Here is a 26004-nt window from a genome sequence, read left to right as displayed (position 1 = left end):
CTATGTGAAAGTAGGACATTACCAGGCTTCAAATTGTAGAAAGCCCGGATCTAACGATTCGGGCTTTTTTACGTCTGCAGAAAAGTGAAATGCGCGCAATTAACACACACTCACATCAACACACATCACGTAGGTCGGCCGAGCGTAGCGACTCCCGACGTTAAAATCACAGCAAAATCCCTTAATATCTCAGTCGGCCAATAAATTAGCATTTACTACGTGACTCTCCACCGCTGTGGGTATCGTGACATTACGCAGGCTTCACATTGTAAAGAGCCTTGCTTTAACTATTCAGTAGCCTATTAGACATTCCCATTAGGTATATAGCCTTATTTACAGACACTAGTAAGCAATTAATTGGGTGGCACTATTGTGCGCTAAGTTTACCTAAGTGATTTACCGCATTACATCTGTAACTAACTGTAGTTTTAGCGCGTGCAGAATAAATACACATACCTGATAATTATACTAATCGGCAATAATACCTAATCAATTTGGTGGATTGAACTTGACGTTAATTGCGTTAGAAATTTCTGATATACGATTGCATGGATACAGAAGGTTGAGCAACTTAGGAGTAATTGGCGAGAACAACGAAATAAAGAAATTTTTGTCCTCAAATAGATCATTTAACTAGGGAGATTGGCGTAAAGTTTATTTTATTTTTATATTTTCTTGGTTCTAACTAACCACCTATATACGCCAATAAAGAACAATGCAGCAGGTCCAAAGCCACTCAGCACCCAAATGACTTTTAAAATGTTACCGCCAATGCTGCCGTCATGTAGAGGGTGTATCCAGTTTTTTATTTTACTAGCCGTACTTTGCTTATCTATATTAAACACGCTCTCTAACTTTCCTGTAAGTGCATTAACTTCTATATAGCTATGTGGGAAGCGATACGAAGGATCGTCTACAGTTTGAAATCTAAATCTGTAAATAGCATTTAAGTTTGAGGGTGTTTCAATCCAAGCTAAACGCGCACTCGGTAATGCTTTTTGTGCTATTAGTATTGCTTGCGATAAAGGAATATTGAATTGTTTACAAGGCTGTATTTGTGTTTTTGGTGGGGAGTTTATATCGTCAACTAGGGCTATTAATATAGGATCTGTTTGTTTTGGAATAGCGAGCATAACACCTGTAACAGTTAAAGCTAGTAGCGGTATGCAGAAGGTTAAACCAATTAGTTTATGCCAGTCGTATAGCAAACCTATTTTAGAGCTACGAGATTTAAATTTTAGTGTCTTTACCCACTGCCCAGGCTTTGGAAACCAAGCAAAGAATCCAGAGATAAGAAGAACTATTGAGGCTATGCCTATATAGCCAACAACGAGAGTGCCCGTTGCTCCTGTTAGTAATGAAAAATGTAAGTTGTACATCCAAGTTACTAAGTATTTTCCCCAATAGTTTTTACGTATTACTTTATCACTACTGCTAGATAGCCATACCATTAAGGGAGCAAAGCCTTGCTCTTTTGTTTCTATGGGATTGTAGTAGCGTGCGGGTATAATTGAGTTCACACCTGTGTTTTCTAATCGCTATGGCCCTAGTTTTATAGGAAAATTGGCTCTTAGCGTATTATATGCTTGATCACAATTAGGTGGTTTTGTATTAGTGGTAGTGTCATTAATTGGATTTAACAGTGAGTCTATTTGTGGGTAATAAACTAATACGGAGCCAGAAAGGCTAATAATAGCAAGTAAAACACCTACCGAGAGCCCTAAGTATAAATGTAACCGCCTGAATATTTTTCGCCATGAAAGCTTTAGTGTCATTAATTAAATAGTCGTAATGAGTAATGCAGGTTTATTGGGCATTAAAGAATGATTAATTACGCGGTATATTATATGGTTTTTTGATATGAGTTGTGCGGCATTTTGTCGCACTTATTAAATTAGGTATTTAGAAAGTAAAACGCCAGCTCTTGGCTGGCGTTAAAGTACAAGCTTGAAGCTTATTTAAGCTTTAGGTCCTGCATTTTTTATATCGTCTGATACGTCATACTTAGCAAAGTTTTCAGTGAAGTCTGCGGCAAGTTTTGCTGCATATTCATTGTACTTAGCTTTGTCTTCCCACGTATTAATTGGGTTAAGTAAGTTAGTATCTACACCTGGAACTGCTACCGGTACATCTAGGTTTAAAACATCAATGTGCTGAGTTTCAACACCCGCTAATTTACCAGATACGATTGCATCAATTACTGCACGAGTAGTTGGGATATCAAAACGTTTACCTGTGCCGTAAGGGCCGCCAGTCCAACCTGTATTCACAAGGTACACTTTAGCGCCAAACTCGCGTACACGCTTCATAAGAAGCTCAGCGTAAACACCAGCAGGGCGTGGGAAGAATGGTGCGCCAAAACATGTCGAAAATGTTGATTCAATATCGCTAGTTGAACCAATCTCAGTAGAACCAACTTTTGCTGTGTATCCACTTAAAAAGTGAAAAGCAGCAGCTTCTTCGCTAAGTATAGAAACGGGTGGTAATACACCGCTTACATCACAAGTTAAAAATACAACAGCCTTAGGTTCTCCTGCGCGGTTTTCTACTTTACGTTTTTCAACGTGTTCAAGTGGATATGCTGCACGGCTATTTTGAGTAAGGCTAGTATCGTTAAAATCTGGAACGCCTTTTTCATCTAACACTACATTTTCTAAAATAGTGCCAAAGCGGATAGCATTCCAAATTACAGGTTCATTCTTTTGTGACAGGTCGATACATTTAGCATAACAACCGCCTTCAATATTAAACACGCTTCCAGGTGCCCAACCATGTTCGTCATCACCAATTAAAAAGCGAGTAGGATCTGCTGAAAGTGTTGTTTTACCCGTACCAGATAAACCGAAGAATAATGCTGTATCGCCTGCTTCACCAACATTAGCAGAACAGTGCATTGGTAATACACCTTTTGCTGGTAGTAGGAAGTTTTGTACAGAAAACATCGATTTTTTCATTTCACCGGCGTAACGCATACCTGCTAGTAATACTTTACGCTGCGCAAAGTTAATAATGACGGTGCCATCGCTATTTGTGCCATCACGTTCTGGCTCACATACAAACGAAGGAACGTTCATTACTTGCCATTGTGGTAAGTTTGAAGCGTTATAGTTCTGCGGTTCGATAAACATGTTTTTGGCAAAAATATGGTGCCACGCTGTTTCTGTAGTTACAACTACAGGTAGATAATGCTCAGGGTCTGCGCCAACTTCTAGGTGAGAGGTGAAGTGGTCATTACTTTGAACATGTGATTCTACGCGAGCCCATAATGCGTCAAATTTGTCTGCATCAAATGGACGATTAACGTTGCCCCATTGAATATCATTTTGAGTTGTTGTTTCTTGTACAATAAAACGATCTCTTGGTGAACGACCAGTTCGTTTTCCTGTAATTGCAACAAAAGCACCATTTGCGGCTAAAGTACCTTCGCCACGGCGGATCGCATGCTCGACAAGTTCAGCTGCGGTTAAATCGACAAAACGTGTAGCGCCTGTAGTCATGTTTATACCTAACTATGTGTGAGAGTTTGAACGGATAGCTCTGGGGTTATCAGTGCCCTTAAACTGAAATTATAGTAACAGAAGGTTTTAAGATATTCGAGCCCGTAAAGCCTCTAAAAACACATATATTTAAGAAAAAACATGAATAATTTCAATGATACCGGTGTCATGAAATTAGCAGAAAAGATGACACCGGTATCATCTTTTTATAATATAAAACTGCATATTTTGCGGCTTTAATTACTATATATAGATGAAGCTGAACATTTAGTTGAAAATGCTTTTTATATCTTGTTCGTTAAAAACATACTCTTTTAAACAGTAATGACAGTTAATATTAACAGACCCTTTTTCAGCTACGTCTTTGAGTAGTTCTTCTTGTCCAATATTAACAAGTGCAGTAATTGTCTTATCACGACTACAACCACATTTGAATTTAATCGCTTGAGGTTCAAATACGCGAGGATTATCTTCGTGATAAAGGCGTGTAAGGACAGTATTAGCATCAAGGTGTAATAGTTCTTCATCTTTAATGGTGTTACTTAATGCTTCTAGGTGTGCAAAGTCTTCAATTGATTTTTGTTTATCAACTGGGAGTACTTGTAAAAATAGACCACATGCTTTTGCGCTACCTTCTGTTGTGTCGGTTGCAAACCAAAGGCGTGTTTTTAATTGCTCTGACTGCTCAAAGTAACTTTCGATACATTCACTCAGAGTATCATGCTCTAGCGGAACTATACCTTGGTAACGTTCACCCTTACTTGGTGTAATAGTGATCACCATATAGCCTTGACCAATAAGCTCTTTTACAGTTGTGCCCGTAATTTCGCTTTGCAGGCGTGCAATACCACGCATGTTTTGTTTATCATCACCATTTATAACTGCATATTTAACTGGGCCATCACCTTGAAGCTGTACTGCAATTTCACCTTCAAACTTTAAAGTGGCGGTTAATAAACAGGTTGCAACAAGTAACTCACCTAGTAATGCTTTAACAGGGTCTGGGTAATTATGGTCGGCAATCATTTCATTATAAGCATTCTCGATTTGTACGAGTTCGCCACGAACATCTAGTTCGTTGAATAAATAACGGTGAAGTAAATCTTGTTGCATGAGCGGCTATACCTAACTTGATTTCATTTTTAAAAGTTCGCGTCTTTGCTTTTTATCCGGTTTTTTATCCGGATGAGGAGCAAAAAAGCTGTTATTTTTGCGTGCGATGCTGTTCTCTTCGCGTTTAGCAATACTTGCATCAGATTCTTGATACATGGTCTGTGCAATGGGGGCGCTTTGACGTTTTTCAAGCACTGAGAGTATAGTTATCAGCTTTTCATCTACGCCCTGAGCCAGTTTTACTTTTGCGCCAACGTCTACTATTTTACTCGCTTTTGTACGTTGCCCATTATAATGTACTTTGCCGCCTTGCACCATTTCGCGTGCAACTGCACGAGTTTTATAAAATCGCGCAGCCCATAACCATTTATCTAATCGAACTTTTAACCCATCTACAGGGTCTGAGCTGGTATTAGCATTACTTTTTTTACTCATAAGGCATTTCCCCACGTTTTTATAGCTTAAAATTTATCATGAAATCATCATAGGATGAAGGTATTACAACAGCCGTTTACTTTTTGTACTGTTATGTAAAGTTAATTTAATCTGTTTACAAAGTTTAATATTAGTGTGCTTGTTGAAAGAAAAATGAAAGGGTACTATGGGTACGCGCTAACGCAGTAAATTAAAATAAGAACACTATTTATGGAACAGCAAATCCAACAACTAAAACAATTTTTAACGCGGTTACCGCATGCTAAATTAAGTGCATTAGTGACACTGTTAGTTGTTGTTTATCTTGCATTTTTATTATCAAAGCTTGTCTGGCTTTTATGGCCGAAACCACCAGTAACTCTACTTACTCCTACTCATTATGCTAATCAGCCATCTGGTGCGAGCAATAACTCAGCGCAGCATATTATTGAGCAATTTTTATTTGGTAAAAAAACTGTAACAAACAACAATAATACTGCAAAACAATCGCAGGTTATAAATAATGCGCCAGAAACACGCCTAAGTATTAATTTAACCGGTATTGTAGCTGTTAATAATGATGACCAAGCAGGCATAGCAATTATTGAATCACAAGGTAAGCAAGTAAGCTACCTTGTTGAAGAAGTTGTACTTGGCACGCGCGCTGAAGTAGCGCAGATACTGCCTGATCGTGTTATTTTAGGTATTAATGGAGGTTTTGAAACATTAATGCTTGATGGGCTCGATTTTAGTAAAAAAGTATCTATGCCTGTACTCGCTGCGCGTGACGATGCCGAAATGGGTCCGCAAAAATTAGAGCCAAGTGAATTACAAATAGACGCCACCGCAGACCCAGACGTTAAAGAAGCAATTATAGAAACACGTGAAGAGTTACTCGAAGAGCCGGGCAAGTTATTTGACTATATACGTGTTTCACAGGCTATGAATGATGGTGAACTAATTGGATATCGCTTAAGTCCAGGTAAAGAACCTGAACTGTTTAAGCAAATGGGATTAAAAAATAACGATTTGGCTATTTCTATAAATGGCTATCAATTAACAGATTTAAAACAGGCTATGTCAGCTATTAACGAGCTGCGTAATAGTACAGATGCCAATATCACTATAGAACGTGATGGTGAACAAATTGATGTGCAATTTAGTCTGCAATAATTTAGCTTTGGAGTTTTAATATAATGGTTCAGGTGCTACACCTCAAAAAAATTAAAAAAGGGTTAGCTAAGTACGCGGCACTTTTTTTGGCGGCAAGTATTTCTTTGTCTGTTTCTGCTGTTGAATATGCTGCTAACTTTAAAGGCACTGATATCAACGAGTTTATTAATATTGTTGGTAAAAATCTCAATAAAACAGTAATTATTGACCCTAACGTGCGCGGAAAGGTAAATGTTCGCAGTTATGAGTTAATGGACGAAGCACTTTATTATCAGTTCTTCTTAAATGTATTAGAAGTTTATGGCTACTCAGCTGTTGAAATGGACAATGGCATAATTAAGGTAGAAAAAAGCTCTGACGCTAAAAAATCAAATGTGCCACTTATTGACGAAGGTAATGAAGCTAGCGGCGACATGATGATTACACGTGTTGTACGTGTTAAAAATGTAAGCGTGCAGGAGCTTGGTCCTCTAGTTCGTCAATTTAGCGACCAAAAAGATGGCGGCCACGTTGCTAACTTCAATGCGGCTAACGTAATGATGCTAACAGGTCATGCTGCATCGGTTAATCGCTTAGTTGAGATCATTCGTTCTGTTGATCAGGCGGGTGACAAGCGCGTAGATATCGTTAAGCTAAAATATGCGACGGCAGATGATGTTGTCTCTGTGGTAGACAATATTTATAAAGACAGCGGTAAAGGCAGTGTTCCTGAATTTTTAATTCCAAAAGTTGTGGCTGATGGCCGAACTAATAGCGTTATTGTAAGCGGTGAAGGCCAAGCCCGTACACGTGCTATTGAACTCATTAAGCGCTTAGACGGTGAGTTAGAAAGCCAAGGTAACACCAAGGTGTTTTACCTAAATTATGCTAAAGCTGAAGATTTAGTCAAAGTATTGCAAGGTGTTAGTAAGTCACTTGTTGAAGATGCACAAGGCGGTACTACTAAGACCCGTAGCAGAAGCAATAATGAAAGCAGTATAGAGTCTCACCCAGACTCAAACTCATTAATTATCACCGCACAGCCAGACACAATGCGATCACTAGAATCGGTAATTGAACGCCTTGATATTCGCCGTGCCCAAGTACTAGTTGAAGCTATTATTATTGAAGTAATGGAAGGTGACGGAGTTAACTTAGGCCTTCAGTGGATTTCTGAGCAGGGCGGTATGTTGCAGTTTAACAATGGCACTACGGTTCCCGTTGGGTCATTAGCTGTTGCTGCAGAGCAAGCACAAGATACAACCGTAACTAAAACCATTATTGGTACAGAAACTGGAACCGTTACTAGCTACGATGAAACGACTGAGGGTGATTATGATGCGCTTGCTTCATTGCTAAGTGGTATTAATGGTTTAGCGCTGGGCGTTGTTAAAAATGATTGGGGTGCAATTATTCAGGCTGTTGCCACTGATACAAATTCAAATATTTTGGCTACCCCTTCTATTACTACAATGGATAACGAAGAAGCCTCTATTTTAGTCGGTCAAGAAGTACCTATTATTACAGGCTCACAAACGGGCAGTAATAATGCTAACCCATTTCAAACGGTTGAGCGTCAAGAAGTAGGTATTAAGCTGATAGTTACGCCACAGATTAACGATGGCTCTGCAGTACAGCTTACTATTGAGCAAGAAGTATCGAGCGTAAGTGGTGCAACTGCTGTTGATATTTCAGTTAATAAACGCGCAATTAAAACAACGGTTATGGCCGATGATGGCGGTATGGTTGTACTTGGTGGCTTAATTGATGAAGACGTACAAGAAAGTGTTTCTAAGGTGCCGTTATTAGGCGATATCCCTATTTTAGGCCACTTGTTTAGATCAACGAATACAACGCGCCGTAAGCGTAATCTTATTGTGTTTATTCGCCCAACCATTATTCGTGATGGTGTAAGCATGAATAAGTTAAGCTTTAATAAATATAACTTTATTCGTGGTGAGCAGTTTAAACAAAAAGAAGACGGTATTGAGTTAATGCCAATGACTGATACGCCTATTTTACCTGAGTGGAATGACGAATTAGTACTTCCCCCTACGTATGAAGAGTCTCTGCGTAAACAAAATGCACAAGAGCGTAAAGATGACTAATGCGATTCAAGAGATAGACCAAGATGTGGTTCATCCTAAAGCGCATAATCAGGATGAGCTATTAACGAGTGATGTGTTAGTTGAGTTACCAGCAAAGCGTTTGCCGTTTTCCTATGCAAGACGTGCAGGTGTGTTGCTTGGTAAAAACAAAGATCACCGTATAGTTTACTACCGTGGTGAGCTAGACGTGGAAGTACTATTAGAAGTACGCCGTATCGCAGGCCATGGTTTTACACTTGAGCAATTGGCTGATGATAAATTTGAGCTATTGCTTGAAGCATCATACCAACGTGATAGCTCTGAAACGCAACAAATGATGGAAGATATTGGCAACGAGGTTGATTTATTTTCACTTGCTGATGAGCTCCCACAAACTGAAGATTTACTGGCTGGTGACGATGATGCGCCAATAATCAAGCTTATTAATGCCATGCTTAGCGAAGCGATTAAAGAAGGCGCGTCTGATATTCACATCGAAACCTTCGAGCAAGAGCTTGTTATTCGCTTTAGGGTCGATGGCGTGCTTAAAGAAGTACTCAAGCCTAATCGTAAACTTGCATCGTTACTTGTATCTCGTATTAAAGTAATGGCTAAGCTTGATATAGCCGAAAAACGTATCCCACAAGATGGTCGTATTAGCTTACGTATTGCTGGGCGTGCAGTTGATGTGCGTGTATCTACAATGCCATCGAGCTTTGGTGAGCGTGTGGTACTGCGTTTACTTGATAAAAACAACGCGCGTTTAGATCTAGAAGATTTAGGTATGACCGCAGAAAACCGTGCATTGTTTTCAGATTTAATTAGTAAACCCCACGGCATTATTTTGGTAACAGGGCCAACGGGCTCTGGTAAAAGTACCACTCTATATGCTGGTATGAGCCAAATTAACTCACGCGATCGCAATATTCTTACCGTTGAAGATCCGATAGAGTACGAAATTCCAGGCATTGGGCAAACACAAGTTAATGCAAAAGTTGATATGACATTTGCACGTGGTTTACGTGCAATATTACGCCAAGATCCTGATGTAGTAATGGTGGGTGAAATACGCGACCTTGAAACTGCGCAAATTGGTGTTCAAGCGTCACTTACCGGCCACCTTGTTATGTCTACTCTGCATACTAATACCGCATCGGGTGCAATTACACGTATGGAAGATATGGGTGTTGAACCATTCTTACTTTCATCGTCGTTACTCGGTGTGTTGTCGCAACGGCTAGTACGTACATTGTGTAATACCTGCAAAGAAGGTCACACGGCTGATGAGCATGAATGCCAGCTGTTAGGGGTTCCTTTTGAAAGCCAACCGACAATCTATCGAGCAGTAGGGTGTGAAGAGTGTAACTTTAATGGCTATCGTGGTCGTACGGGTATTCACGAGTTACTTGTAGTTGATGAAACAATACGCGAAATGATTCACAACGGTAAAGGCGAGCAAAGCGTAGAAAAATACATTCGTAAGCGCAGCCCAAGTATTCGCCAAGATGGGTGTAGCCGTGTACTTGTAGGTAAAACAACACTTGAAGAAGTATTGCGTGTTACCCGTGAGGAAGGTTAACTATGGCGGCGTTTGAATACCGTGCCTTAGATGGCCGAGGTAAAGAAAAAAAAGGCATTTTAGAAGCCGATACAGCTAAACAAATTCGCCAAACTTTACGTGATCAAAAACTTACGCCGCTTGAAGTTGTCCCTGCGGCGCAAAGTGATAAACAAGTCAAAGGTGAAAAAGCCCCTTTACTCGGTGGCTTTTTTAAACCGACAATTTCAACCTCAGACTTAGCACTAATTACAAGGCAATTAGCAACACTTATTCAATCGGCACTCCCTGTTGAAGGCGCTGTTATGGCGGTTGCTGAGCAATGCGAAAAGCCGCGTTTAAAGCGTATGCTTATGTCGGTACGCTCAAAAGTGGTTGAAGGTTACACACTTGCCGATGGCCTTAGTGAGTTTCCTCATGTTTTTGACGATTTATATCGTGCAATGGTAGCCGCAGGCGAAAAGTCGGGTCACCTTGACCAAGTACTTAATCGTTTAGCCGACTATACCGAGCAGCGCCAACATATGCGTAGCCAAATAACTCAGGCTATGGTTTACCCTATTATTTTAGTGGTATTTGCAATCGGTATTGTGTCGGTATTGCTTGGTACTGTAGTACCAAAAATATTAAAAACGTTTGAAAAAACAAAACAAGTACTTCCTTGGACAACCGAATGGGTTATGGCAGGCAGCCATTTTGTGCAAAATTATTGGTTTATTAGTTTAATAGCTATTACAGCTATAGCCATTGGTATTAAGCATGCACTTAAGCAGCCTAAAATACGTTTTTGGTGGGATGACCGAGTACTACATATGCCAGGTATAGGTAAAGTGGCTCGTGGTATTAACACCGCACGTTTTGCGCGTACTTTAAGTATTTTATCGTCAAGCTCGGTACCATTGCTCGAGGGGATGCGTATCTCGGGCGGTGTATTAATTAACGAAAAAATTAAAAAAGCGGTTGCAGATGCATCCGATAGAGTGAGCGAGGGTGCAAGCTTAAGAGCTGCACTTCAGCAAACTAAGTTGTTTCCACCAATGATGCTGCATATGATAGCAAGTGGTGAAAAATCAGGTGAACTAGAGCAAATGTTAGAGCGTGCTGCAAATAACCAAGATCGCGAATTTGAGAGCATGGTTAATGTATCGCTTAAACTACTAGAGCCTGCGATGATCGCCTCAATGGCGGTTATTGTATTATTTATAGTAATGGCAATATTGCAGCCAATAATGGCGATGAATAAAGCTGTTGGACTTTAAGTTAGAATAAATTTTTAAATATATTAATGGTTTTACCTAAACCATTTTTACTTAATGTTTTTAGAATAATGAGGTAATTACGTGAATAAACAATCAGGTTTTTCTTTACTAGAAGTGATGGTGGTACTGGTTATCATCGGAATGATTATGTCAATTGTTGCACCTAACATTATGGGTCAGCAAGAAGAGGCTGCTATCGATAAAGCGCATCTAGATATTCAGCAATTAGAAGATGCAATGAGCTTATACAAGCTTAAAAATAAGAGCTACCCAAGCACAGAGCAAGGTCTTGAAGCGCTAGTTACTCAAACAAGCATTGAACCGGTTCCAAAACGTTTCCCTGACGGTGGTTTTATTAATGAATTACCAGAAGATCCATGGGGTAATCTATATCAGCTAATTAGCCCAGGTGAAATTGGCAAGTTTGATATTTTTTCTATGGGCCCAGATGGTGAAGTAGGTACTGATGATGATATCGGTAACTGGGACGAAGAAAAACAATAATGCTTAAGTACACTGCTTTGTATGAACATGTTAATGCTAGAGGCTTGCTATGAAAGCAAGCCTTAAGCAGCGCCATGCAAAAAGCAGAGGCTTTAGTTTAATAGAAATTTTAGTGGTATTAGTGATCATCGCTTTTGCTACAAAAATGGTGGTATATAGCTTAGAAGGCGGTGCTGAGGAAGAGTTAGATACTCAAGCATTAAGGCTGCATACCACCATTAACATGGCATCGGAATTTGCCATTTTAAACCAAGTTGAATTGGGCTTATTAGTAGAAGAAAATACGTTAGAGTATTTAGTTTTCGATGGTGAAAAGTGGATTACCTTTGACCGTGAAGATCTTTTTAAACCAATAGAGTTAGATGAAAGATTAAAGCTCACTCTTAACTTAGAAGATTTAGCGTGGGCGCAAGATAATCTCTTAGAGCAATCTAACTGGCGCGAACTTATGAGTGGCGGCGATGAAGACAGCTTACTTGAGCTTAAAAAGTTGAAAATCCCACAAGTACTTATTTTGTCATCAGGTGAGGTAAGCGCGTTTCAACTTATATTAGAGTTAAAAGAGCAAAGCGAGCCTGTGTATTACATTGAAGGTGAATTTGCTGCACCAGTAAACTTTCGCCGAGAGCCAGAATAATGAAGCGCACTAAAGGGTTTACCTTATTAGAGGTATTAGTGGCATTAAGTATTTGTGCCATGGCGGGTATAGCTGCAATGCAAGCAACAAGCGAGCACATACACCACTTAACGACTATTGAAGAGCAAACCTATGCATCTTGGGTCGCCGAAAACGTTATTATTGAACAGCGTACTAAAGGCGAACAATGGCAAGGTAAAAATAACCTTAAAGGCAGCGAAGTAATGGGCGGTGTTGAATGGTTTTGGCAGCAAGAAGTAACAGCCACTGCTGACAAAAGCTTTGTTAAGTTAACCATAAATGTTTTTACGGATGAAAAATATGAGCATTCGGCATATGAGTTATCAACGTATCTAAATAAAGGCAAAAAGTAAGTGAAGCAGCGCGGGTTTACATTACTTGAAGTTATGGTAGCACTGGGTATTTTAGCTTTTGTTATTATTGCTACTCATCAAATACTAGAGACGACAACAAGAGCAAAAGATGCCTCCGATGAAAAAATTGCTGAGTTAAATGGGTTGCAAACAACATTTAGGTTAATGGATCAAGATTTTAGCCAAATGACCAAACGTGCAGTACGAAACGAATCTGGTGATGTTCAAGAACAATATTTACTTGCTGGTCGTTACGTTTTAGAAAGCCAATACGATGGTATTGCGTTTGTACGGGATGGCTGGATAAATCCAATTAATTTATTGCCACGTTCAGAACTACAAGCCGTTGGTTATAGAGTGATAGACGATAACCTTGAGCGTGTTTATCGGGTTTATGTTGATCAGCTTGATAATATGGAACCGCGAGTTCAACGTGTACTAGAAAATGTTGAAGAGCTTAAGTTTGAGTTTTTAGATGATAAAAACGAATGGCAAGAACAGTGGGAAATTAAAGCTCTCCCTAAAGCGGTTGCTGTTACTTTGAAACAAATAGAAGCAGAGCCAATTCGTCGTGTATTTTTAGTTCCTGGGCAAGGCAAAGTTGTTGCTACACAAAGTACGGATGTGAATAATGGTTAAGCAGCAATCATCGCGCGGCGCAGCACTTGTTATTGTTTTGTTTATTGTGGCATTAGCGGCTATTTTAGCAGTAGAAATGAGTGCTAATTTAATGGTTCAAGTGCAAAAAAGTACTAATTTGCAAGGTCACCAGCAAGCTAAATGGTATGCCTACGGTGCAGAAGAGCTTGCTATTAAAGGGCTAATACAAAGTAAAAAAGATGATGCTGATAAAACAACACTTGATCAAGTTTGGGCAACTCAAGGTGATGCTTCATACCCTGTTGATAACGGCACGTTAAGTGGCAAAATTACTGATTTACAAGCATGTTTAAATTTAAATGCTTTAGCCATAGCGCCAGAAGAAAATAGCGCAAGTAAAACAAACCCTGCACATAAAGCACTCTTTGCATTACTTGAAAACATTGAAGATTTACCTGCTGATGAATCAGAAGAGACAATGGCAGATAGCGTATTTGATTGGCTTGACGAGGACAGTATTACATATCGCTCAGGCGCAGAAGAAGACGAGTATTTATCACGAGATTTTCCGTATATGACAGCCAATAGTTTATTTGCATCAACATCGGAATTACGCTTGGTTAAGGGCTTTAACCCATTAGTGATGGAAAAAGTATTGCCATATGTATGTGTAATACCAGGCAGTACGCTTTTATCTATTAACGTAAATACATTAATCCCAGAGCAAGCACTTATACTCAGTGCCTTAATAGAAAGCTTGAGCTTATCTGGTGCAGAGGCTGTGATAGGTGCAAGACCGCAAACTGGCTTTGACACCATTGATGAATTTTTTGAACAGGTGAAGCAACAAGGCGGTACTAATACCGACTCAGTCAAAAGTTTATTTAGTATTAAAAGCGAATATTTTAAATTACAAACGCAGGCAAATTTTGTCGACCTGCGTTTTTCGATGACCACATTACTGCACGCTAAAGACGGTGACGTAACGATACTGGCGCGAAAATTTGGAGGCGTACAGTGACAGAAATACTGTTGATCCGCACGGGTCAAACCGAGCAAGAATTGCTTAATTGGTTAATTTACTCACCACAAGAACAAGAAATAATAGCCAGTGGCGAGTTACCAAATGCAGAGCATTTAAGTGAGCTAAGCGAAAAAGCACTTACCCGAGAAGTTGTTGTGTTGTTACCAAGTGATCAAGTGCAATTAAAAACGGTCGCTTTGCCAACAAAATGGAATCGCAAGCTTGAGCAAGCATTGCCATACATGCTGGAGGAAGATATAGCATGTGACGTAGATGAACTGTTTATAGCAGTAGCGCAGCCGACAATGCTTGGTGAGCAACATGCAATTCGTGTAGCAATGACAGACCGTGAATGGTTTGAACAATGGCTCGCATTATTTGTAGAGCATAATCTATCAGTATACAGAATATTACCCGATGCTTTGTTGTTACCGCTTGCAGATGATGGCGCAGTTACCGCTATCGAGCTCAATAACCAATGGTTATTTAAGCAGGGGCAATGGCATATAGGTGCGGTTGAATCTAGTTGGTTAAATGGCTACTTAACAGCCATGGGTAATCCTGATATTAAGCATTTTAGCCCAGCTAGTCAGTTTCCAGAAAGCGTTAACTTACAAGCGCAAACGAGTGAGTACGACTTACCTCTAGCATTATTTGCAAAGCAGTTAGATAGCGTTAATTTTAACTTACGCCAAGGTATGTATCAGCTTAAAAAACAAAGCGCTTTATGGTGGGGTTACTGGAAAGGCGCCGCAATTATAGCAAGTGTTGCATTGGTTTCTACGATTACAATAAAAGCTATTGAGTTACACCAACTTAATACACAAGTAGAAGTAGCTAAAGCTCAAGTAGTCGACAGATACCAAAAAGCATTTCCAGGAACTAAAGTTCGCCCCAATCTAATTAAAAGCCAAATTAAAGGCGCGTTAGATAAAGTGCAAGGCTCAAGTGAGTCGGGCTTTTTAGACTTAACGACTAATTTGGTTGATGTATTTTCGCAAGTCAGCGAATTTACACCTGAAACACTTCGTTATGACAAACGTCGTAATGAGCTGCGCATTCGTGCACGTGCTAAAGACTTCCAAACCTTTGGTAAAGTAAAAATCATACTTGAAAAACAAGGTTTAACTGTTGAGCAAGGGTCTTTAAATAACGACGGTGATTATGTCGTTGGTGAAATTAAACTGCGAGGTGCAGTATGAAAAAGCAGTTAATGCAACAATGGCGCTCGCTTAAAGAGCAAGAACAACAATTGGTAATGGTCGCTGGTGGCGTGTTTATTATTTTTGTTTTAGTAATGGGAATATTTCGACCATTAAATAATGCGATAGAAAAGGCACAGCAATCTCAAATTAAACAACAAGAGCTATTAGCTTGGGTTGATGACAGTATTGTTAAACTAAAGGCTGCGGGTAACACCAGTGTTGCTAGCAATGCAAACTTAAGCCAAATTGTTAATTCTACACGTGGGCGCCATCAAATAAGTATTAGTAAAATGCAGCCAAGTAGTGATTCGCTACGTTTGACGCTCGACTCTGTAGAATTTAATCAGTTAATAGAGTGGTTAGATGAGTTAGTGAATCAGCATGGCTTAAAAATTGAAAACTTAGATTTGAGCCGCGATGATAAATCAGGCTATGTGCGTGTAAGCCGTTTAGTATTAGAGAATTAATTAATGAAAAAAATAATAACGTTATCGGCTGTCTTTTTAATTAGTTTTATTGTGTTTTGTATTATTAAATTACCAGCACATATTGCACTAGATATAGCAAAACCGTACTTTCCAAAGCAATTAGAAGTAGGCCAAACTGTAGGCACTGTTTGGCAAGGTCAAATGATGCAAGTTCGTTTTGATGGTGAACAGTTAAATAATGTGCGCTGGGACATTGCTGGCTGGAAGTTATTTACAGGCAAGCTAAATGCGAATGTGAAGTTTGGTAATGCACGAGAGCGTAGTGATATCTCGGGTTATGCTGATGTAAGTTATGGGCTTTTTAATCAAGAAGTTAAAGTGACTGACGGCCTAGTGCGCTCAACAGTAGAGCGTGCAATGCAGCGCGTGCAGCTTCCCCTACCTGTAACCGCTAAAGGACGTGTAATTTTAGAACTTGATGAATACAGCTCAGGTGCACCTTATTGTGATTCACTAAAAGGTGAAATAGCGAGCCCTAATATTGACGTGCAAGGCTTAAATGGGTGGTTTAATATTGGCCCTCTGGCTGGTAAGTTAAGCTGTAAGTCGGGCGATATTGCTATATTAATTGACCCAGATAATACGCTTGGCCTTGAGGCAGATGCTACACTTAAAGCTAATTTCGACTTTAGTGTGGCAGGTTATGTAAAACCAGATGCTAGCTTACCTAAAGATGTACATGATGCGGTTAAATTTTTAGGCCGACCAGATAGCCAAGGTCGTTACCCGCTCAACTTTTAATGTTTGAATATAAAGAGTTTTAATGCAAATACCCCAATTTACTGAGCTGCACGCAAAGCAGCTCAGCACATTTTTAAATACCCAATCTCAAGCAATGACCCTTCAACAAAGCCAAGGCTATTTATTTGGCGTTATTTGTTCGCCCAATCCATTAGATGTGCATGAGTGGCTTGAGCAGATATTACCAAATACAGCTAATGATTTAGATGAAGAAGTACTTTTCTTATTTATGGCGCTATATCATAAAATTAGTGAGCAAGTATTTGAAACAGGATACAAATTACCTAACACATTTGATGCTGAGTTTTGTAAGTCATGGAGTAAAGGTTTCTTAGTTGCAACCAAAGCTTACGCAGAGCCTTTGTTAAATGCACCGCAATTAGACACTGACTTTAAACAAGCATTAGAAAGTGCGTTAAGTACATTAAGCTTTTTTGCACTTGACCAGCTAGCAATAGCTCAGATTGCCAAACAAAATAACATGACTATAGAAGCCTTGTGTCAGTACCAATATGAATCAATGGGTGACTTTGCATTAGGGTTTGCTGAACTAATTGAAGTGGTCGCAATTAATAGCGGTTTGATAACCGACGAGAGTTGGGAAGAGTAATTATTAATACCAGGCGCTTAGTTTAATCTAAGTGCCTAGCTCTAATATAATATCCGTGCAGCCTTGTTTGCACTTTACTACGCCTTTACCAGGTTCACTGGTGGCTAAATTAAGTGTTAAAACCCCATTACACTTCTCACACTTTAACGTTTTGCCTTGTGCCAATTGCTTGAGCATATTGCGTTGTTTATGAAATGAGTCGCTTGCTTTTTTATTTAATCCTGAAAAATCCACTACTTTGCTCGCTTTTGCTCTAATGCTTCAGTCACTATTTTACATACTGTATTTAAACGATCGCCATAAAAATAAAGGTTTAAGTCACGTTCACGACAATAGCGTAGGTGAAATAACTGAACAGAGTCATCTGTTGTAAACGTTTTTTCTACGTACTCACCCTCAGATTCAGACAATTTAAGTTGAGTGCTGATTCTATTTTTAGCCATATTTGCAGCAGGGCTTCTGTTAACCTTACTTGCATCACTTAAAAAACCAATGCCTTCACCTAATAACCTTTCGCGAGGTTCTTTTATAAGCGGATGATCGATTGTAAAAAAGGCAAGGATCACAACTACCAAAATAATAAATTTTTTCATGGATACGTAAACCTTGATCTAAGTAGGGTTGAATTACCATGCAGTGTAATAAACTGCATTTTAAAAGCAAGTAACTGGGATGAATAAATTATTAGCGATCTATGCCAGTAATTTTAACCAACATTGTTATAATGGTTAACAGCAGTCAGATATTTCTGAAATATCTGAAAGTATTCGAGAAGGCAATTTATTAAAGTAAATCTGCCTAGCAAGTAACTTGCTAGCTTTAAGTATAGAGTACTTGAGTATTGCTGGATTTTTATTTCCAAGCGGCGTTGAGGAACTTCGATGGACAAGCAAATTAAAGTAAAGAATATCCCTGTAGAGGTGAAAATCCAAAAACCGGATTTAAGCCGTCAAGATGATAGGTTCAATCCCCGAAATCGTATTTATGTGCGTGCCGTAAAAGGCCTACATCAATTACTTAGGCAGCGCATTGGCTTTTTAGGCCTACTTGCGTTTATGTTACTTCCTTGGATTAATTTTAACGGCCAGCAAGCAGTACTGTTTGATCTAATTGGTCAAAAATACAATATTTTTGGTTTAACGCTATGGCCTCAAGATTTTACCATATTAGCGTTTATTTTTATGCTGGCAGCATTTGCGCTGTTTTTAGTGACCACCTTCTATGGACGGGTGTGGTGTGGCTACACATGTCCGCAAACTGTTTGGACCTTTATTTTTATTTGGTTTGAAGAAAAGCTTGAAGGCACAGCTAATCAGCGTAAAAAACTCGATCAAAGACCCATGAATTTTGATAAGTTTTGGCGTAAAACGGCAAAGCATACTAGTTGGGTATTGTTTTCGTTATATACCGCTATTTCTTTTGTGGGTTACTTTACGCCAATCAGAGAGTTACTTCCTGATTTTGTAACGTTTAACGTGGGTGGTTATGCACTAGTCAGTATTATTTTCTTTGCTGCGTGTACCTATGGTAATGCCGGTTGGATGCGAGAAATTATGTGTTTACACATTTGCCCTTACTCTCGTTTTCAATCAGCTATGTTTGATAAAGATACATACACTGTAACGTACGACGAAAGCCGTGGTGAAAGCCGTGGTCCTCGTTCACGTAAAGTAGATCATGAAGATTTAGAGCTAGGCGACTGTATAGACTGTAACTTGTGTGTTCAAGTGTGCCCAACAGGTATTGATATTAGAAATGGGTTACAAGCTGAGTGTATTAACTGTGGTGCATGTATTGATGCGTGTGATGGCGTAATGGATAAAATGGAATACCCGCGTGGGCTTATTTCATATACGACAGAGCGAAACCTCGAAACCCCAGAAAATAAAACGAATCCACTACGAGCTAAAATCATTGGTTACACGGTCATACTTGTTGTGCTTACGGGAGCACTTGTAGCTAATATAGCGCTGCGTAAAACAATGGACTTTGATATCATTCGTGATCGAAATCAATTATATCGTGTCGATTTTGATGGTTTAGTAGAGAACACCTATACATTAAAGGTAATTAATAAAGCGCAGTACGAGCAAACCTTTAATATTAAAGTGCAAGGGTTAGATAACTTTAAGTATATTGGTAAGCAGTCATTTACTGTGCAGGCAGGGCAATCTCATAATGTGCCATTGTCGCTTGTAATGGACCCTTATGATTTGAAGGTGTCGATGACAGAGTTTAACTTTGTGCTTTCACCGGTAGATGAGCCGGATGAGACAATATCGCAGTCGAGTAACTTTTTTAAAGCGCGATAATCACAACCTACCTTAAATAGGTAAGTTGATATAGCAATTAACAAAAGCGGGTATATAACCCGCTTTTTATTTTATATAAGAAGAATATGAGTAAATTTAGTTTTATTGACTTAACACCTGACCTAATACTCGATGCAATAGAAAGCGTAGGTGTGTACGCCGAATCTGGTTTGTTGGCACTCAATAGCTATGAAAACAGAGTGTACCAATTTAAAGCCGATGATGGTCTGCGTTACGTAGTGAAGTTTTATCGCCCAGAGCGCTGGAGTAAAGAGCAAATTCAAGAAGAGCATGACTTTGCATTTGAACTGGCAGAAGCGGAAGTGCCTGTTGTTGCCCCTATTTTATATAATGGGAAAAGCTTGTTTGAACACGAAGGTTATTTGTTTGTGTTGTTTCCAAGTGTCGGCGGGCGTTTATTTGAGGTTGATAACTTAGATCAACTTGATGTAATGGGGCGTTTAATTGGCCGTATGCACCAAGTAGCTAAAACAAAGCCTTTTACTTATAGGCCAACAGTTACCTGCGAGGAGTATTTACATACAGCCAAAGTTCATCTTCAAAAAAGTAACTTAGTGCCTATGGGAATAAATACTGCCTTTTATACTATTTTAGATTTAGTGATAGAGCAGGCGCAAAAACAGTATAAAGATGTGCAAAGTATTCGCTTACATGGTGACTGCCACGTTGGTAATATTTTGTGGGCAGGTGATGCGCTCATGTTTGTTGATTTAGATGACAGCCGCCAAGGTCCTGCAATCCAAGATTTATGGATGATGCTCAGTGGCGATAGAGCGACGCAACTGTTACAGTTAGACACCCTTGTGAATGCGTATGAAGAGTTTTGTGATTTTGATCACTCTCAACTCAAATTAATTGAACCGCTGCGAGCGATGCGTATTATCCATTATATGGGATGGGTAGCTAAACGATGGAGCGATCCTGCCTTTGTGCGGAACTTTACATGGTTTGCTGATGACAAATACTGGGAGCAACAAATTTTAGCACTGAAGGAGCAACTTGCAGCACTGCAAGAAGCACCGTTAAAGTTATTGCCGTAATATTTTATTTAAAGACAAGTACAACGAGATACAAATGCTTAAAAAATTAAAACTGAGTTTATTACTTTTATGTTTACCATTTGCAGCACTTGCTGCACAGTTTGAAGTTGATAATCAATACACTGTTATTGATGTAGACAAAAGTACATCACCACAAGTAACCGAATTTTTCTCATTTTACTGTCCACATTGTTTTAAGTTTGAACCAGTAGCAAAAGCAATTGAACAAGGCCTGCCAGAAGGCGCTGAGTTTATTAAAAACCACGTGAACTTTTTAGGTGGCGTGTCGCCACAAGCACAAAGTAATTTAAGCTTTGCCTACTTAATTGCTAAGCAGCATGGTCAGGCGCAGAGTATTAGCGATCAAATTTTTAAAAGTATTCATGTTCAGCGTGCTCCTTTAACTGAAATGAAAGACGTTAAAAAATTACTTGAAGTAAACGGTATTGATAGCGCAACGTTTGATCAAGAAATTGCAAGCATGCCTGTTATTTCGGCTGAGCAAGCAATGCAAAACAAACAAAATAAATATTCAAAATTAGGCGCACTTACAGGTGTACCTACTTTTATTGTTAACGATAAATATAAAATAAACCTCAACACCATCAAAAATCAAAAAGAACTTGATGAGTTAGTAGCGTTTTTATTAGCACTATAAATTTCGGAGCATAATAATGATTAAATTAGTTAAAGCAGGTTTGCTTGCAGTACTACTTCCTATGGCGGCAACAAGCTTTGCAGCAACGTATGAAGAAGGCGTGCATTACGACGTTGTTTCTGAGCGCGCAACTAAAAAGCCAGAAATTAAAGAGTTTTTCTCATTTTACTGCCCTGCATGTAATAACATGGAAGCACTAATTGGTGAGTTTAAGCCTAAGCTTGATAAAAACGTTAAATTTAAAAAGAGCCATGTTGATTTTGTAGGTGTACGCGACCCAGAAAACCAACAGATGATGAGCCAAGCACTCGCTACTGCAGAAGTGCTTCCGCAAAAAGATAAAATTGTCTCTGCAATCTTTAATCATATTCATACAAAGCGCGCTAGTTTTAATGAGCTTGCAGATGTAAAAGATATATTTGTAGCGCAGGGCGTTGATGGCGATAAGTTTGATAAGCTGTTTAAAAGCTTCTCGGTACGTACGCTGAGCTCTAAAATGAAACGTGATCAAGACTACTTTAAAGAAAAAGGCGCACTACGTGGCGTACCTACATTTATTGTAAATGGTAAGTATAAATTAAACCTAGGTCGTGAGTCGGGTATTACTGAACCAGAAGATATTAGCAAACTGATTAATTACTTAGCTAACAAGTAAGTTTAGCTAAAACTAAAAAAGCTCCTACAAGGAGCTTTTTTTATGGGTAACGTTTACTGAGCGTATTTATTTGCGCTGCAAGAAAACACCCGACTCAATGTGATGTGTATATGGGAACTGATCAAATATAGCAAAGCGCTTAACGTTGTGCGTACGTGTTAGGTGATCAAGGTCACGCTCAAGGGTTTCAGGATTACACGATATATAAATTATGCTTTCGTAGTTAGCCACTAAGTCACACGTTAATTCATCCATGCCCGCGCGCGGTGGATCAACTAATATGGTTTGGCAGTCATAGCTTTTAAGGTCAATACCGTCTAAACGAGAGAAAGTACGCTCGCCATTCATTGCTTGAGTAAACTCTTCACTCGACATACGAATAATATCTAAGTTCTCTACGTTATTTTTAGCAATATTGTATTGAGCAGAATGAACAGATGATTTTGATATTTCTGTTGCTAATACTTTATTAAAACAGCCCGCTAACGCAATTGAAAAGTTACCGTTACCGCAATACAGTTCTAATAAATCATTTTTAAGTGGTTTACATAAATCTTGCGCCCACTCCAGCATATTAATATTTACTTTTGCATTAGGCTGAGTAAAGCTATTTTCTACTTGTTGATAAATAAGCTCTTGACCATTAACTGTTAAACGCTCAGTTACAAAGTCATCACCCAGCACTTCTTTTTGTTTGCGAGCACGACCGATAAAGTCAATTTTGTATTTACTGCTTAGTTTTTCTTTAAGCGCTTTAATTTCACTTAACCATTCATCATCAAGTGGTTTGTGATAAAGCAAGCTTACTAAAATTTCACCGCTTAGCGTGGATAGGTAATCGATTTGAAATAACTTACGACGTAATATTTCACAAGGCTTAAGATGCTCAATCATCACCTGCATTATTTCACCAACTAGAGGCGCTGCTGGATCAAATGTATCAACACGGATTTTTTCTTTTGTTTGTTGATCAAACATAATGTGAAACAGATCGTCACCGTCGTGCCATACTCTAAATTCAGCACGTTGGCGGTAGTTAGTTGGCTCTGAGCTAAATACTTCTAGTTGCTCCACACCAAAACGTTGGAACTGTGCACTAATACGCTGCTCTTTTTCACTTAACTGCGTTTGGTACTGTGTGGTATCTATTTTAATAACTGCCATTAACGCTACTACCTTATCTAAGATCTGTTTATCGGCGCTATTGTAGGGAGCGCTGCGTATTTGTCTAGTTTTGGCTAGCATTTATGCTGTTTTATTGAACATTGTACTTTAGTTTTTATTGTTATAGCCGATAATAAACTACGCACGCTTAGGAGACGAATCATGAAAATAGGTAATTATGGCTTTACGCCAAACAACAACATCAATAAATTCAATAATAAAGCTGATATACAGCAACCTACAATTACGTCTCCTCAAGATAGCTATCAACAACGAGGCCGAGAGTTGGCCGCAAAGGTGCTTGGCGATAAAATGGCTGAGCAGCTTGGATTGCCTATCGCAGAAAAAAAAGCAGATAAACCACTATTTGATTTTGATGAAATAGTAAAAAACGTACTCGATTTTGTGAGTAGTGCTGTTAATAAAGCAAAAGCTAATGGCGCTGATGACGAAAAGCTCAAAGATATGTTAGGCGACGCGCGCAAAGGAGTCCAAATAGGGATTGACGACGCTGTTGATGAACTCAAAGGTACAGGTGTATTTAATGATGACATGGAAGAGGGGATTAATAAGTCCAAAGAGGGAATTTACAATGGGCTCGATAAGTTTGAAGAGTCGTTATTTAACCCACAACCTGCCAGCGTAAATATAAGCCAGGCTCAATATGTCAGTATGACGAGTAATGCAGAGTATAAATTTACCACCGCAGAGGGTGACGAGGTAAGTATTAGCTTTGCAGATGCATTTGAATCTCAGTCGGCAAGTGGCTATCAGCAAAACAGTAATAGCGAGTCGTTTGCAAGCTCATCATCGCAATCTCGACAGGTATCATTTTCGATGTCGGTTAATGGTGACTTAAATGAGCAAGAGCAAGAAGCTATTAATGCAATGATGGAAGACTTACAAGATTTAAGTAAAACCTTTTTTGGTGGTGATTTAGATGAAGCATTTGAACAAGCGCAAGAGCTGAGTTTAGACAGCGATCAGCTGGTGGCTTTTTCTATGGATTTACGCCAAACAAAAACAATAGCAACAGTTAAAAGCTATGAAGAATATAGACCAGCACCAGAAAAACAAGTAGCGGAGGGTTTAGCTCCTTTTAATGATGACCTTAAAAATGCTTTTGAAAAAGCGGGTGAGCTTGGATTACAAAATCAGCTAGCTGGCATTCTCCAATGGTTAAATCAAGATCAGGAGCAAATAGATAAGTTAGTGGATTACACAAAGTCTATGTTCGAAAACCTTAATCAGTTAAATTCGGCAGCCGACGAGCTTGCTGATTTAGAAACCACGCAAAGTTAAACTACTTTCTTTTATAAATACCTCATGGCAAACTGCCGTTCTTAAAGTAAAGTGGGAACGGTAGTTTGTCAGCGCATATAATGGTCTTTGATTCAGGTATTGGTGGAACTACTGTACTTGAGCATATAAAGCAAAGTATCCCCAATGCTCAGTACAGTTATTTTATGGATAATGCATTACTACCTTATGGTGCTCAATCCCAAAAAACAATCATTAACCGATTATGCTCACTTATTCATTTCATCAAAGCTAATACGCTTAATGTTGATTTAATTGTAATAGCGTGTAATACCGCTTCTACATCTGCACTTAGTGCTGTTCGCCAAATGACAGATATTCCTATAGTAGGTGTTGTGCCAGCAATAAAGCCTGCGGCAGAGTTAACACGTTCAAATCATATTGGCTTATTAGCCACACCGGCAACGGTCGCCAGTTCATACACTAAAACATTAATTACTGAGCATGCTCGTAATGTAACCGTTAATCTATATAGCAGTGTGGAGTTAGTAACTTTAGCTGAGCAATACTTTTTTACAGAGTCTTTGGATACAAACAAGTTGCATCAAGTGCTTGATGACCTACATATAGATAAAACTATAGATGTACTTGTATTAGGATGTACGCACTTTCCAATATTAGCAGAGCCTATTAGTCAGTATTTTGAAGGGAATGTAAAATTACTTGATTCAGGTGTAGCGATAGCAAACAGAGTCAACTACCTACTTAACCAACTTAACTTCTGTGTGAATAAACTAACAGACATAAAAAAGCCGCTGCAATATTATGCAACGGCTGATGTGTTTAGCAATAAGCTAGCGGTAAAGCTAGTTACACTGACTGATCCGTCTCAGTACGTAGAGCATTAGAATCATCTTCTTGTTTTTGTTTTGCTTCACGTACCTTTAAAGTACGTTGTTGGAACTCGCTATCGTTCAAGTTAGCAATTGCATTGTCTGCATCAGCTTGCGCCATTTCAACAAAACCAAAGCCACGACGCTTGCCAGTATTCTTATCCTTTAATAAACGAACATTGAATACTTTGCCTTGTTCTTCAAATAATGCACGAACCACACCTTCGTTTGCACGATAAGGAAGGTTACCAACATAAAGCGTTTTTGTTTTAACTTCAGCTTCTTCAGTCACATCAGATGACATTGCAGCAATAGCAATCGCACCTATTAATAAACCAGCACCAAATAGTAATGCAGGGTTTAAAGCTAAGCCGCCTAAAGCGAACTCAACAACAACAAAACCAACTACAGCAAGAATAACAGAGAAGATAAAAGATTTTTGATCGGGTAATTTCATTTTAGATCTACCAATAAACAGGAAATAAACATTAATTTAACATTGTGAACTTGCTATCTTAACGTCTAAATCAAACATAGCAATGATATTTGTATTAAATAATAAATAAGAGCACAAAAAAGCATCATCTTAGGAAGGTTTTCATATGGTTTTACATGGTTTTGTTCTATTTTTGTTCGAACAGTAAAAAGATCTAAAAAAAGGGTTGATCTGTTTTCGGATCTCCCTATAATGCGACCCCACTGAGACGGGAAACGCCAACGCATAGCGAGGCAGGAACA

At 39.0% G+C, this 26004-nt stretch carries 26 protein-coding genes and 1 pseudogene; 19 read left to right on the top strand and 8 right to left on the bottom strand.

Going from position 1 to position 26004, the window contains the following annotated elements; all coding sequences use genetic code 11:
• Positions 1 to 665 precede the first annotated feature (665 nt).
• The 4 genes and pseudogenes from CXF64_RS13430 to hslR form a co-directional block, all read right to left on the bottom strand.
• Positions 666 to 1775 (bottom strand): annotated as a pseudogene (locus CXF64_RS13430) (PepSY-associated TM helix domain-containing protein).
• Positions 1776 to 1958: 183 nt separating this feature from the next.
• Positions 1959 to 3497 (bottom strand): phosphoenolpyruvate carboxykinase, encoded by a 1539-nt coding sequence (locus CXF64_RS13425; RefSeq protein WP_101217258.1) that lies wholly within the window; start codon positions 3495 to 3497, stop codon positions 1959 to 1961.
• A 267-nt stretch (positions 3498 to 3764) separates the two neighbouring features.
• Entirely contained in the window at positions 3765 to 4610 is an 846-nt protein-coding gene (gene hslO / locus CXF64_RS13420; RefSeq protein ID WP_007586592.1) for an Hsp33 family molecular chaperone HslO, read from the bottom strand.
• Between the two features lie 12 nt (positions 4611 to 4622).
• Positions 4623 to 5045 (bottom strand): ribosome-associated heat shock protein Hsp15, encoded by a 423-nt coding sequence (hslR, locus tag CXF64_RS13415; RefSeq protein WP_007586590.1) that lies wholly within the window; start codon positions 5043 to 5045, stop codon positions 4623 to 4625.
• Positions 5046 to 5255: 210 nt separating this feature from the next.
• Between hslR and gspC the strand changes: the two genes are divergently transcribed.
• From gspC to CXF64_RS13350, 13 genes are all read left to right on the top strand, one after another.
• A complete protein-coding gene (gene gspC / locus CXF64_RS13410; protein WP_024598237.1) occupies positions 5256 to 6197 on the top strand; it encodes a type II secretion system protein GspC in 942 nt (313 codons plus the stop codon).
• A gap of 23 nt (positions 6198 to 6220) precedes the next feature.
• The gene (gene gspD / locus CXF64_RS13405; RefSeq protein WP_101217257.1) at positions 6221 to 8284 is read left to right on the top strand and encodes a type II secretion system secretin GspD; all 2064 of its coding nucleotides are present in this window, start codon (positions 6221 to 6223) and stop codon (positions 8282 to 8284) included.
• The gene (gene gspE / locus CXF64_RS13400) at positions 8277 to 9842 is read left to right on the top strand and encodes a type II secretion system ATPase GspE (RefSeq protein ID WP_101217256.1); all 1566 of its coding nucleotides are present in this window, start codon (positions 8277 to 8279) and stop codon (positions 9840 to 9842) included. Before gspD ends, gspE begins: the two co-directional genes overlap by 8 nt.
• Positions 9843 to 9844: 2 nt before the next feature.
• Positions 9845 to 11080, top strand: coding sequence for a type II secretion system inner membrane protein GspF (gene gspF / locus CXF64_RS13395; RefSeq protein WP_002962033.1), 1236 nt, complete (start codon positions 9845 to 9847; stop codon positions 11078 to 11080).
• 81 nt (positions 11081 to 11161) lie between these two features.
• A complete protein-coding gene (gene gspG / locus CXF64_RS13390) occupies positions 11162 to 11584 on the top strand; it encodes a type II secretion system major pseudopilin GspG (protein ID WP_007586585.1) in 423 nt (140 codons plus the stop codon).
• Positions 11585 to 11633: 49 nt separating this feature from the next.
• A complete protein-coding gene (locus tag CXF64_RS13385) occupies positions 11634 to 12221 on the top strand; it encodes a pilus assembly FimT family protein (protein WP_010555414.1) in 588 nt (195 codons plus the stop codon).
• Positions 12221 to 12595: a type II secretion system minor pseudopilin GspI gene (gene gspI / locus CXF64_RS13380; RefSeq protein ID WP_002962039.1), complete on the top strand. Its 375-nt coding sequence runs from the start codon at positions 12221 to 12223 to the stop codon at positions 12593 to 12595. The genes CXF64_RS13385 and gspI overlap by 1 nt, the downstream gene beginning before the upstream one ends.
• A complete protein-coding gene (gene gspJ / locus CXF64_RS13375) occupies positions 12596 to 13234 on the top strand; it encodes a type II secretion system minor pseudopilin GspJ (protein WP_024591436.1) in 639 nt (212 codons plus the stop codon).
• On the top strand, positions 13227 to 14216 hold the full coding sequence (gene gspK, locus CXF64_RS13370; protein ID WP_007586581.1) for a type II secretion system minor pseudopilin GspK: 990 nt from the start codon (positions 13227 to 13229) through the stop codon (positions 14214 to 14216). The genes gspJ and gspK overlap by 8 nt, the downstream gene beginning before the upstream one ends.
• A complete protein-coding gene (gene gspL / locus CXF64_RS13365; RefSeq protein WP_024591438.1) occupies positions 14213 to 15421 on the top strand; it encodes a type II secretion system protein GspL in 1209 nt (402 codons plus the stop codon). The genes gspK and gspL overlap by 4 nt, the downstream gene beginning before the upstream one ends.
• On the top strand, positions 15418 to 15891 hold the full coding sequence (gene gspM / locus CXF64_RS13360; RefSeq protein ID WP_010555411.1) for a type II secretion system protein GspM: 474 nt from the start codon (positions 15418 to 15420) through the stop codon (positions 15889 to 15891). Before gspL ends, gspM begins: the two co-directional genes overlap by 4 nt.
• A gap of 3 nt (positions 15892 to 15894) precedes the next feature.
• Positions 15895 to 16653, top strand: a complete 759-nt coding sequence (locus tag CXF64_RS13355) for a type II secretion system protein N (protein ID WP_007586576.1) — start codon at positions 15895 to 15897, stop codon at positions 16651 to 16653.
• Positions 16654 to 16675: 22 nt separating this feature from the next.
• A complete protein-coding gene (locus tag CXF64_RS13350; protein ID WP_007586574.1) occupies positions 16676 to 17263 on the top strand; it encodes a UPF0149 family protein in 588 nt (195 codons plus the stop codon).
• Between the two features lie 27 nt (positions 17264 to 17290).
• On the opposite strand, the gene CXF64_RS13345 is transcribed toward CXF64_RS13350, so the two are convergent.
• Together CXF64_RS13345 and CXF64_RS13340 are read right to left on the bottom strand one after the other, a co-directional pair.
• A complete protein-coding gene (locus tag CXF64_RS13345; RefSeq protein WP_007586570.1) occupies positions 17291 to 17497 on the bottom strand; it encodes a hypothetical protein in 207 nt (68 codons plus the stop codon).
• Complete coding sequence (locus tag CXF64_RS13340) at positions 17497 to 17856, bottom strand: hypothetical protein (protein WP_007586569.1); 360 nt, start codon at positions 17854 to 17856, stop codon at positions 17497 to 17499. Before CXF64_RS13340 ends, CXF64_RS13345 begins: the two co-directional genes overlap by 1 nt.
• Positions 17857 to 18144: 288 nt before the next feature.
• Between CXF64_RS13340 and ccoG the strand changes: the two genes are divergently transcribed.
• The 4 genes from ccoG (at position 18145) to CXF64_RS13320 (ending at position 21949) form a co-directional block, all read left to right on the top strand.
• Complete coding sequence (gene ccoG / locus CXF64_RS13335; protein WP_007586568.1) at positions 18145 to 19575, top strand: cytochrome c oxidase accessory protein CcoG; 1431 nt, start codon at positions 18145 to 18147, stop codon at positions 19573 to 19575.
• A gap of 86 nt (positions 19576 to 19661) precedes the next feature.
• Positions 19662 to 20636: a serine/threonine protein kinase gene (locus CXF64_RS13330; protein WP_101217255.1), complete on the top strand. Its 975-nt coding sequence runs from the start codon at positions 19662 to 19664 to the stop codon at positions 20634 to 20636.
• Positions 20637 to 20670: 34 nt separating this feature from the next.
• On the top strand, positions 20671 to 21294 hold the full coding sequence (locus CXF64_RS13325; protein ID WP_007586563.1) for a thiol:disulfide interchange protein DsbA/DsbL: 624 nt from the start codon (positions 20671 to 20673) through the stop codon (positions 21292 to 21294).
• A gap of 16 nt (positions 21295 to 21310) precedes the next feature.
• Positions 21311 to 21949, top strand: coding sequence for a thiol:disulfide interchange protein DsbA/DsbL (locus CXF64_RS13320; RefSeq protein ID WP_010555409.1), 639 nt, complete (start codon positions 21311 to 21313; stop codon positions 21947 to 21949).
• 66 nt (positions 21950 to 22015) lie between these two features.
• On the opposite strand, the gene trmA is transcribed toward CXF64_RS13320, so the two are convergent.
• The gene (trmA, locus tag CXF64_RS13315; RefSeq protein WP_007582854.1) at positions 22016 to 23113 is read right to left on the bottom strand and encodes a tRNA (uridine(54)-C5)-methyltransferase TrmA; all 1098 of its coding nucleotides are present in this window, start codon (positions 23111 to 23113) and stop codon (positions 22016 to 22018) included.
• A 162-nt stretch (positions 23114 to 23275) separates the two neighbouring features.
• Between trmA and CXF64_RS13310 the strand changes: the two genes are divergently transcribed.
• Entirely contained in the window at positions 23276 to 24415 is a 1140-nt protein-coding gene (locus CXF64_RS13310) for a DUF5610 domain-containing protein (RefSeq protein WP_007582856.1), read from the top strand.
• A 65-nt stretch (positions 24416 to 24480) separates the two neighbouring features.
• Complete coding sequence (murI, locus tag CXF64_RS13305) at positions 24481 to 25281, top strand: glutamate racemase (protein ID WP_007582858.1); 801 nt, start codon at positions 24481 to 24483, stop codon at positions 25279 to 25281.
• Here the strand turns inward: murI and CXF64_RS13300 are convergent.
• On the bottom strand, positions 25244 to 25723 hold the full coding sequence (locus tag CXF64_RS13300; protein WP_007582860.1) for an RNA recognition motif domain-containing protein: 480 nt from the start codon (positions 25721 to 25723) through the stop codon (positions 25244 to 25246). The two genes, murI and CXF64_RS13300, sit on opposite strands and share 38 nt — an antisense overlap.
• Positions 25724 to 26004 lie beyond the last annotated feature (281 nt).

Source organism: Pseudoalteromonas sp. GutCa3 (assembly GCF_002836155.1).
Lineage (GTDB): Bacteria > Pseudomonadota > Gammaproteobacteria > Enterobacterales > Alteromonadaceae > Pseudoalteromonas > Pseudoalteromonas arctica.
Note: the sequence above shows the minus strand (reverse complement) of the source record. Positions and strands in the feature narration are given on the sequence as shown.

What these genes read in the sequence shown, in the direction of transcription:
- CXF64_RS13425 (WP_101217258.1), bottom strand. Translation starts at nt 3,497, where the DNA reads ATGACTACAGGCGCTACACGTTTTGTCGATTTAACCGCAGCTGAACTT.
- hslO (WP_007586592.1), bottom strand. Translation starts at nt 4,610, where the DNA reads ATGCAACAAGATTTACTTCACCGTTATTTATTCAACGAACTAGATGTT.
- hslR (WP_007586590.1), bottom strand. Translation starts at nt 5,045, where the DNA reads ATGAGTAAAAAAAGTAATGCTAATACCAGCTCAGACCCTGTAGATGGG.
- gspC (WP_024598237.1), top strand. Translation starts at nt 5,256, where the DNA reads ATGGAACAGCAAATCCAACAACTAAAACAATTTTTAACGCGGTTACCG.
- gspD (WP_101217257.1), top strand. Translation starts at nt 6,221, where the DNA reads ATGGTTCAGGTGCTACACCTCAAAAAAATTAAAAAAGGGTTAGCTAAG.
- gspE (WP_101217256.1), top strand. Translation starts at nt 8,277, where the DNA reads ATGACTAATGCGATTCAAGAGATAGACCAAGATGTGGTTCATCCTAAA.
- gspF (WP_002962033.1), top strand. Translation starts at nt 9,845, where the DNA reads ATGGCGGCGTTTGAATACCGTGCCTTAGATGGCCGAGGTAAAGAAAAA.
- CXF64_RS13385 (WP_010555414.1), top strand. Translation starts at nt 11,634, where the DNA reads ATGAAAGCAAGCCTTAAGCAGCGCCATGCAAAAAGCAGAGGCTTTAGT.
- gspI (WP_002962039.1), top strand. Translation starts at nt 12,221, where the DNA reads ATGAAGCGCACTAAAGGGTTTACCTTATTAGAGGTATTAGTGGCATTA.
- gspK (WP_007586581.1), top strand. Translation starts at nt 13,227, where the DNA reads ATGGTTAAGCAGCAATCATCGCGCGGCGCAGCACTTGTTATTGTTTTG.
- gspM (WP_010555411.1), top strand. Translation starts at nt 15,418, where the DNA reads ATGAAAAAGCAGTTAATGCAACAATGGCGCTCGCTTAAAGAGCAAGAA.
- CXF64_RS13355 (WP_007586576.1), top strand. Translation starts at nt 15,895, where the DNA reads ATGAAAAAAATAATAACGTTATCGGCTGTCTTTTTAATTAGTTTTATT.
- CXF64_RS13350 (WP_007586574.1), top strand. Translation starts at nt 16,676, where the DNA reads ATGCAAATACCCCAATTTACTGAGCTGCACGCAAAGCAGCTCAGCACA.
- CXF64_RS13340 (WP_007586569.1), bottom strand. Translation starts at nt 17,856, where the DNA reads ATGAAAAAATTTATTATTTTGGTAGTTGTGATCCTTGCCTTTTTTACA.
- ccoG (WP_007586568.1), top strand. Translation starts at nt 18,145, where the DNA reads ATGGACAAGCAAATTAAAGTAAAGAATATCCCTGTAGAGGTGAAAATC.
- CXF64_RS13330 (WP_101217255.1), top strand. Translation starts at nt 19,662, where the DNA reads ATGAGTAAATTTAGTTTTATTGACTTAACACCTGACCTAATACTCGAT.
- CXF64_RS13325 (WP_007586563.1), top strand. Translation starts at nt 20,671, where the DNA reads ATGCTTAAAAAATTAAAACTGAGTTTATTACTTTTATGTTTACCATTT.
- CXF64_RS13320 (WP_010555409.1), top strand. Translation starts at nt 21,311, where the DNA reads ATGATTAAATTAGTTAAAGCAGGTTTGCTTGCAGTACTACTTCCTATG.
- trmA (WP_007582854.1), bottom strand. Translation starts at nt 23,113, where the DNA reads ATGGCAGTTATTAAAATAGATACCACACAGTACCAAACGCAGTTAAGT.
- CXF64_RS13310 (WP_007582856.1), top strand. Translation starts at nt 23,276, where the DNA reads ATGAAAATAGGTAATTATGGCTTTACGCCAAACAACAACATCAATAAA.
- CXF64_RS13300 (WP_007582860.1), bottom strand. Translation starts at nt 25,723, where the DNA reads ATGAAATTACCCGATCAAAAATCTTTTATCTTCTCTGTTATTCTTGCT.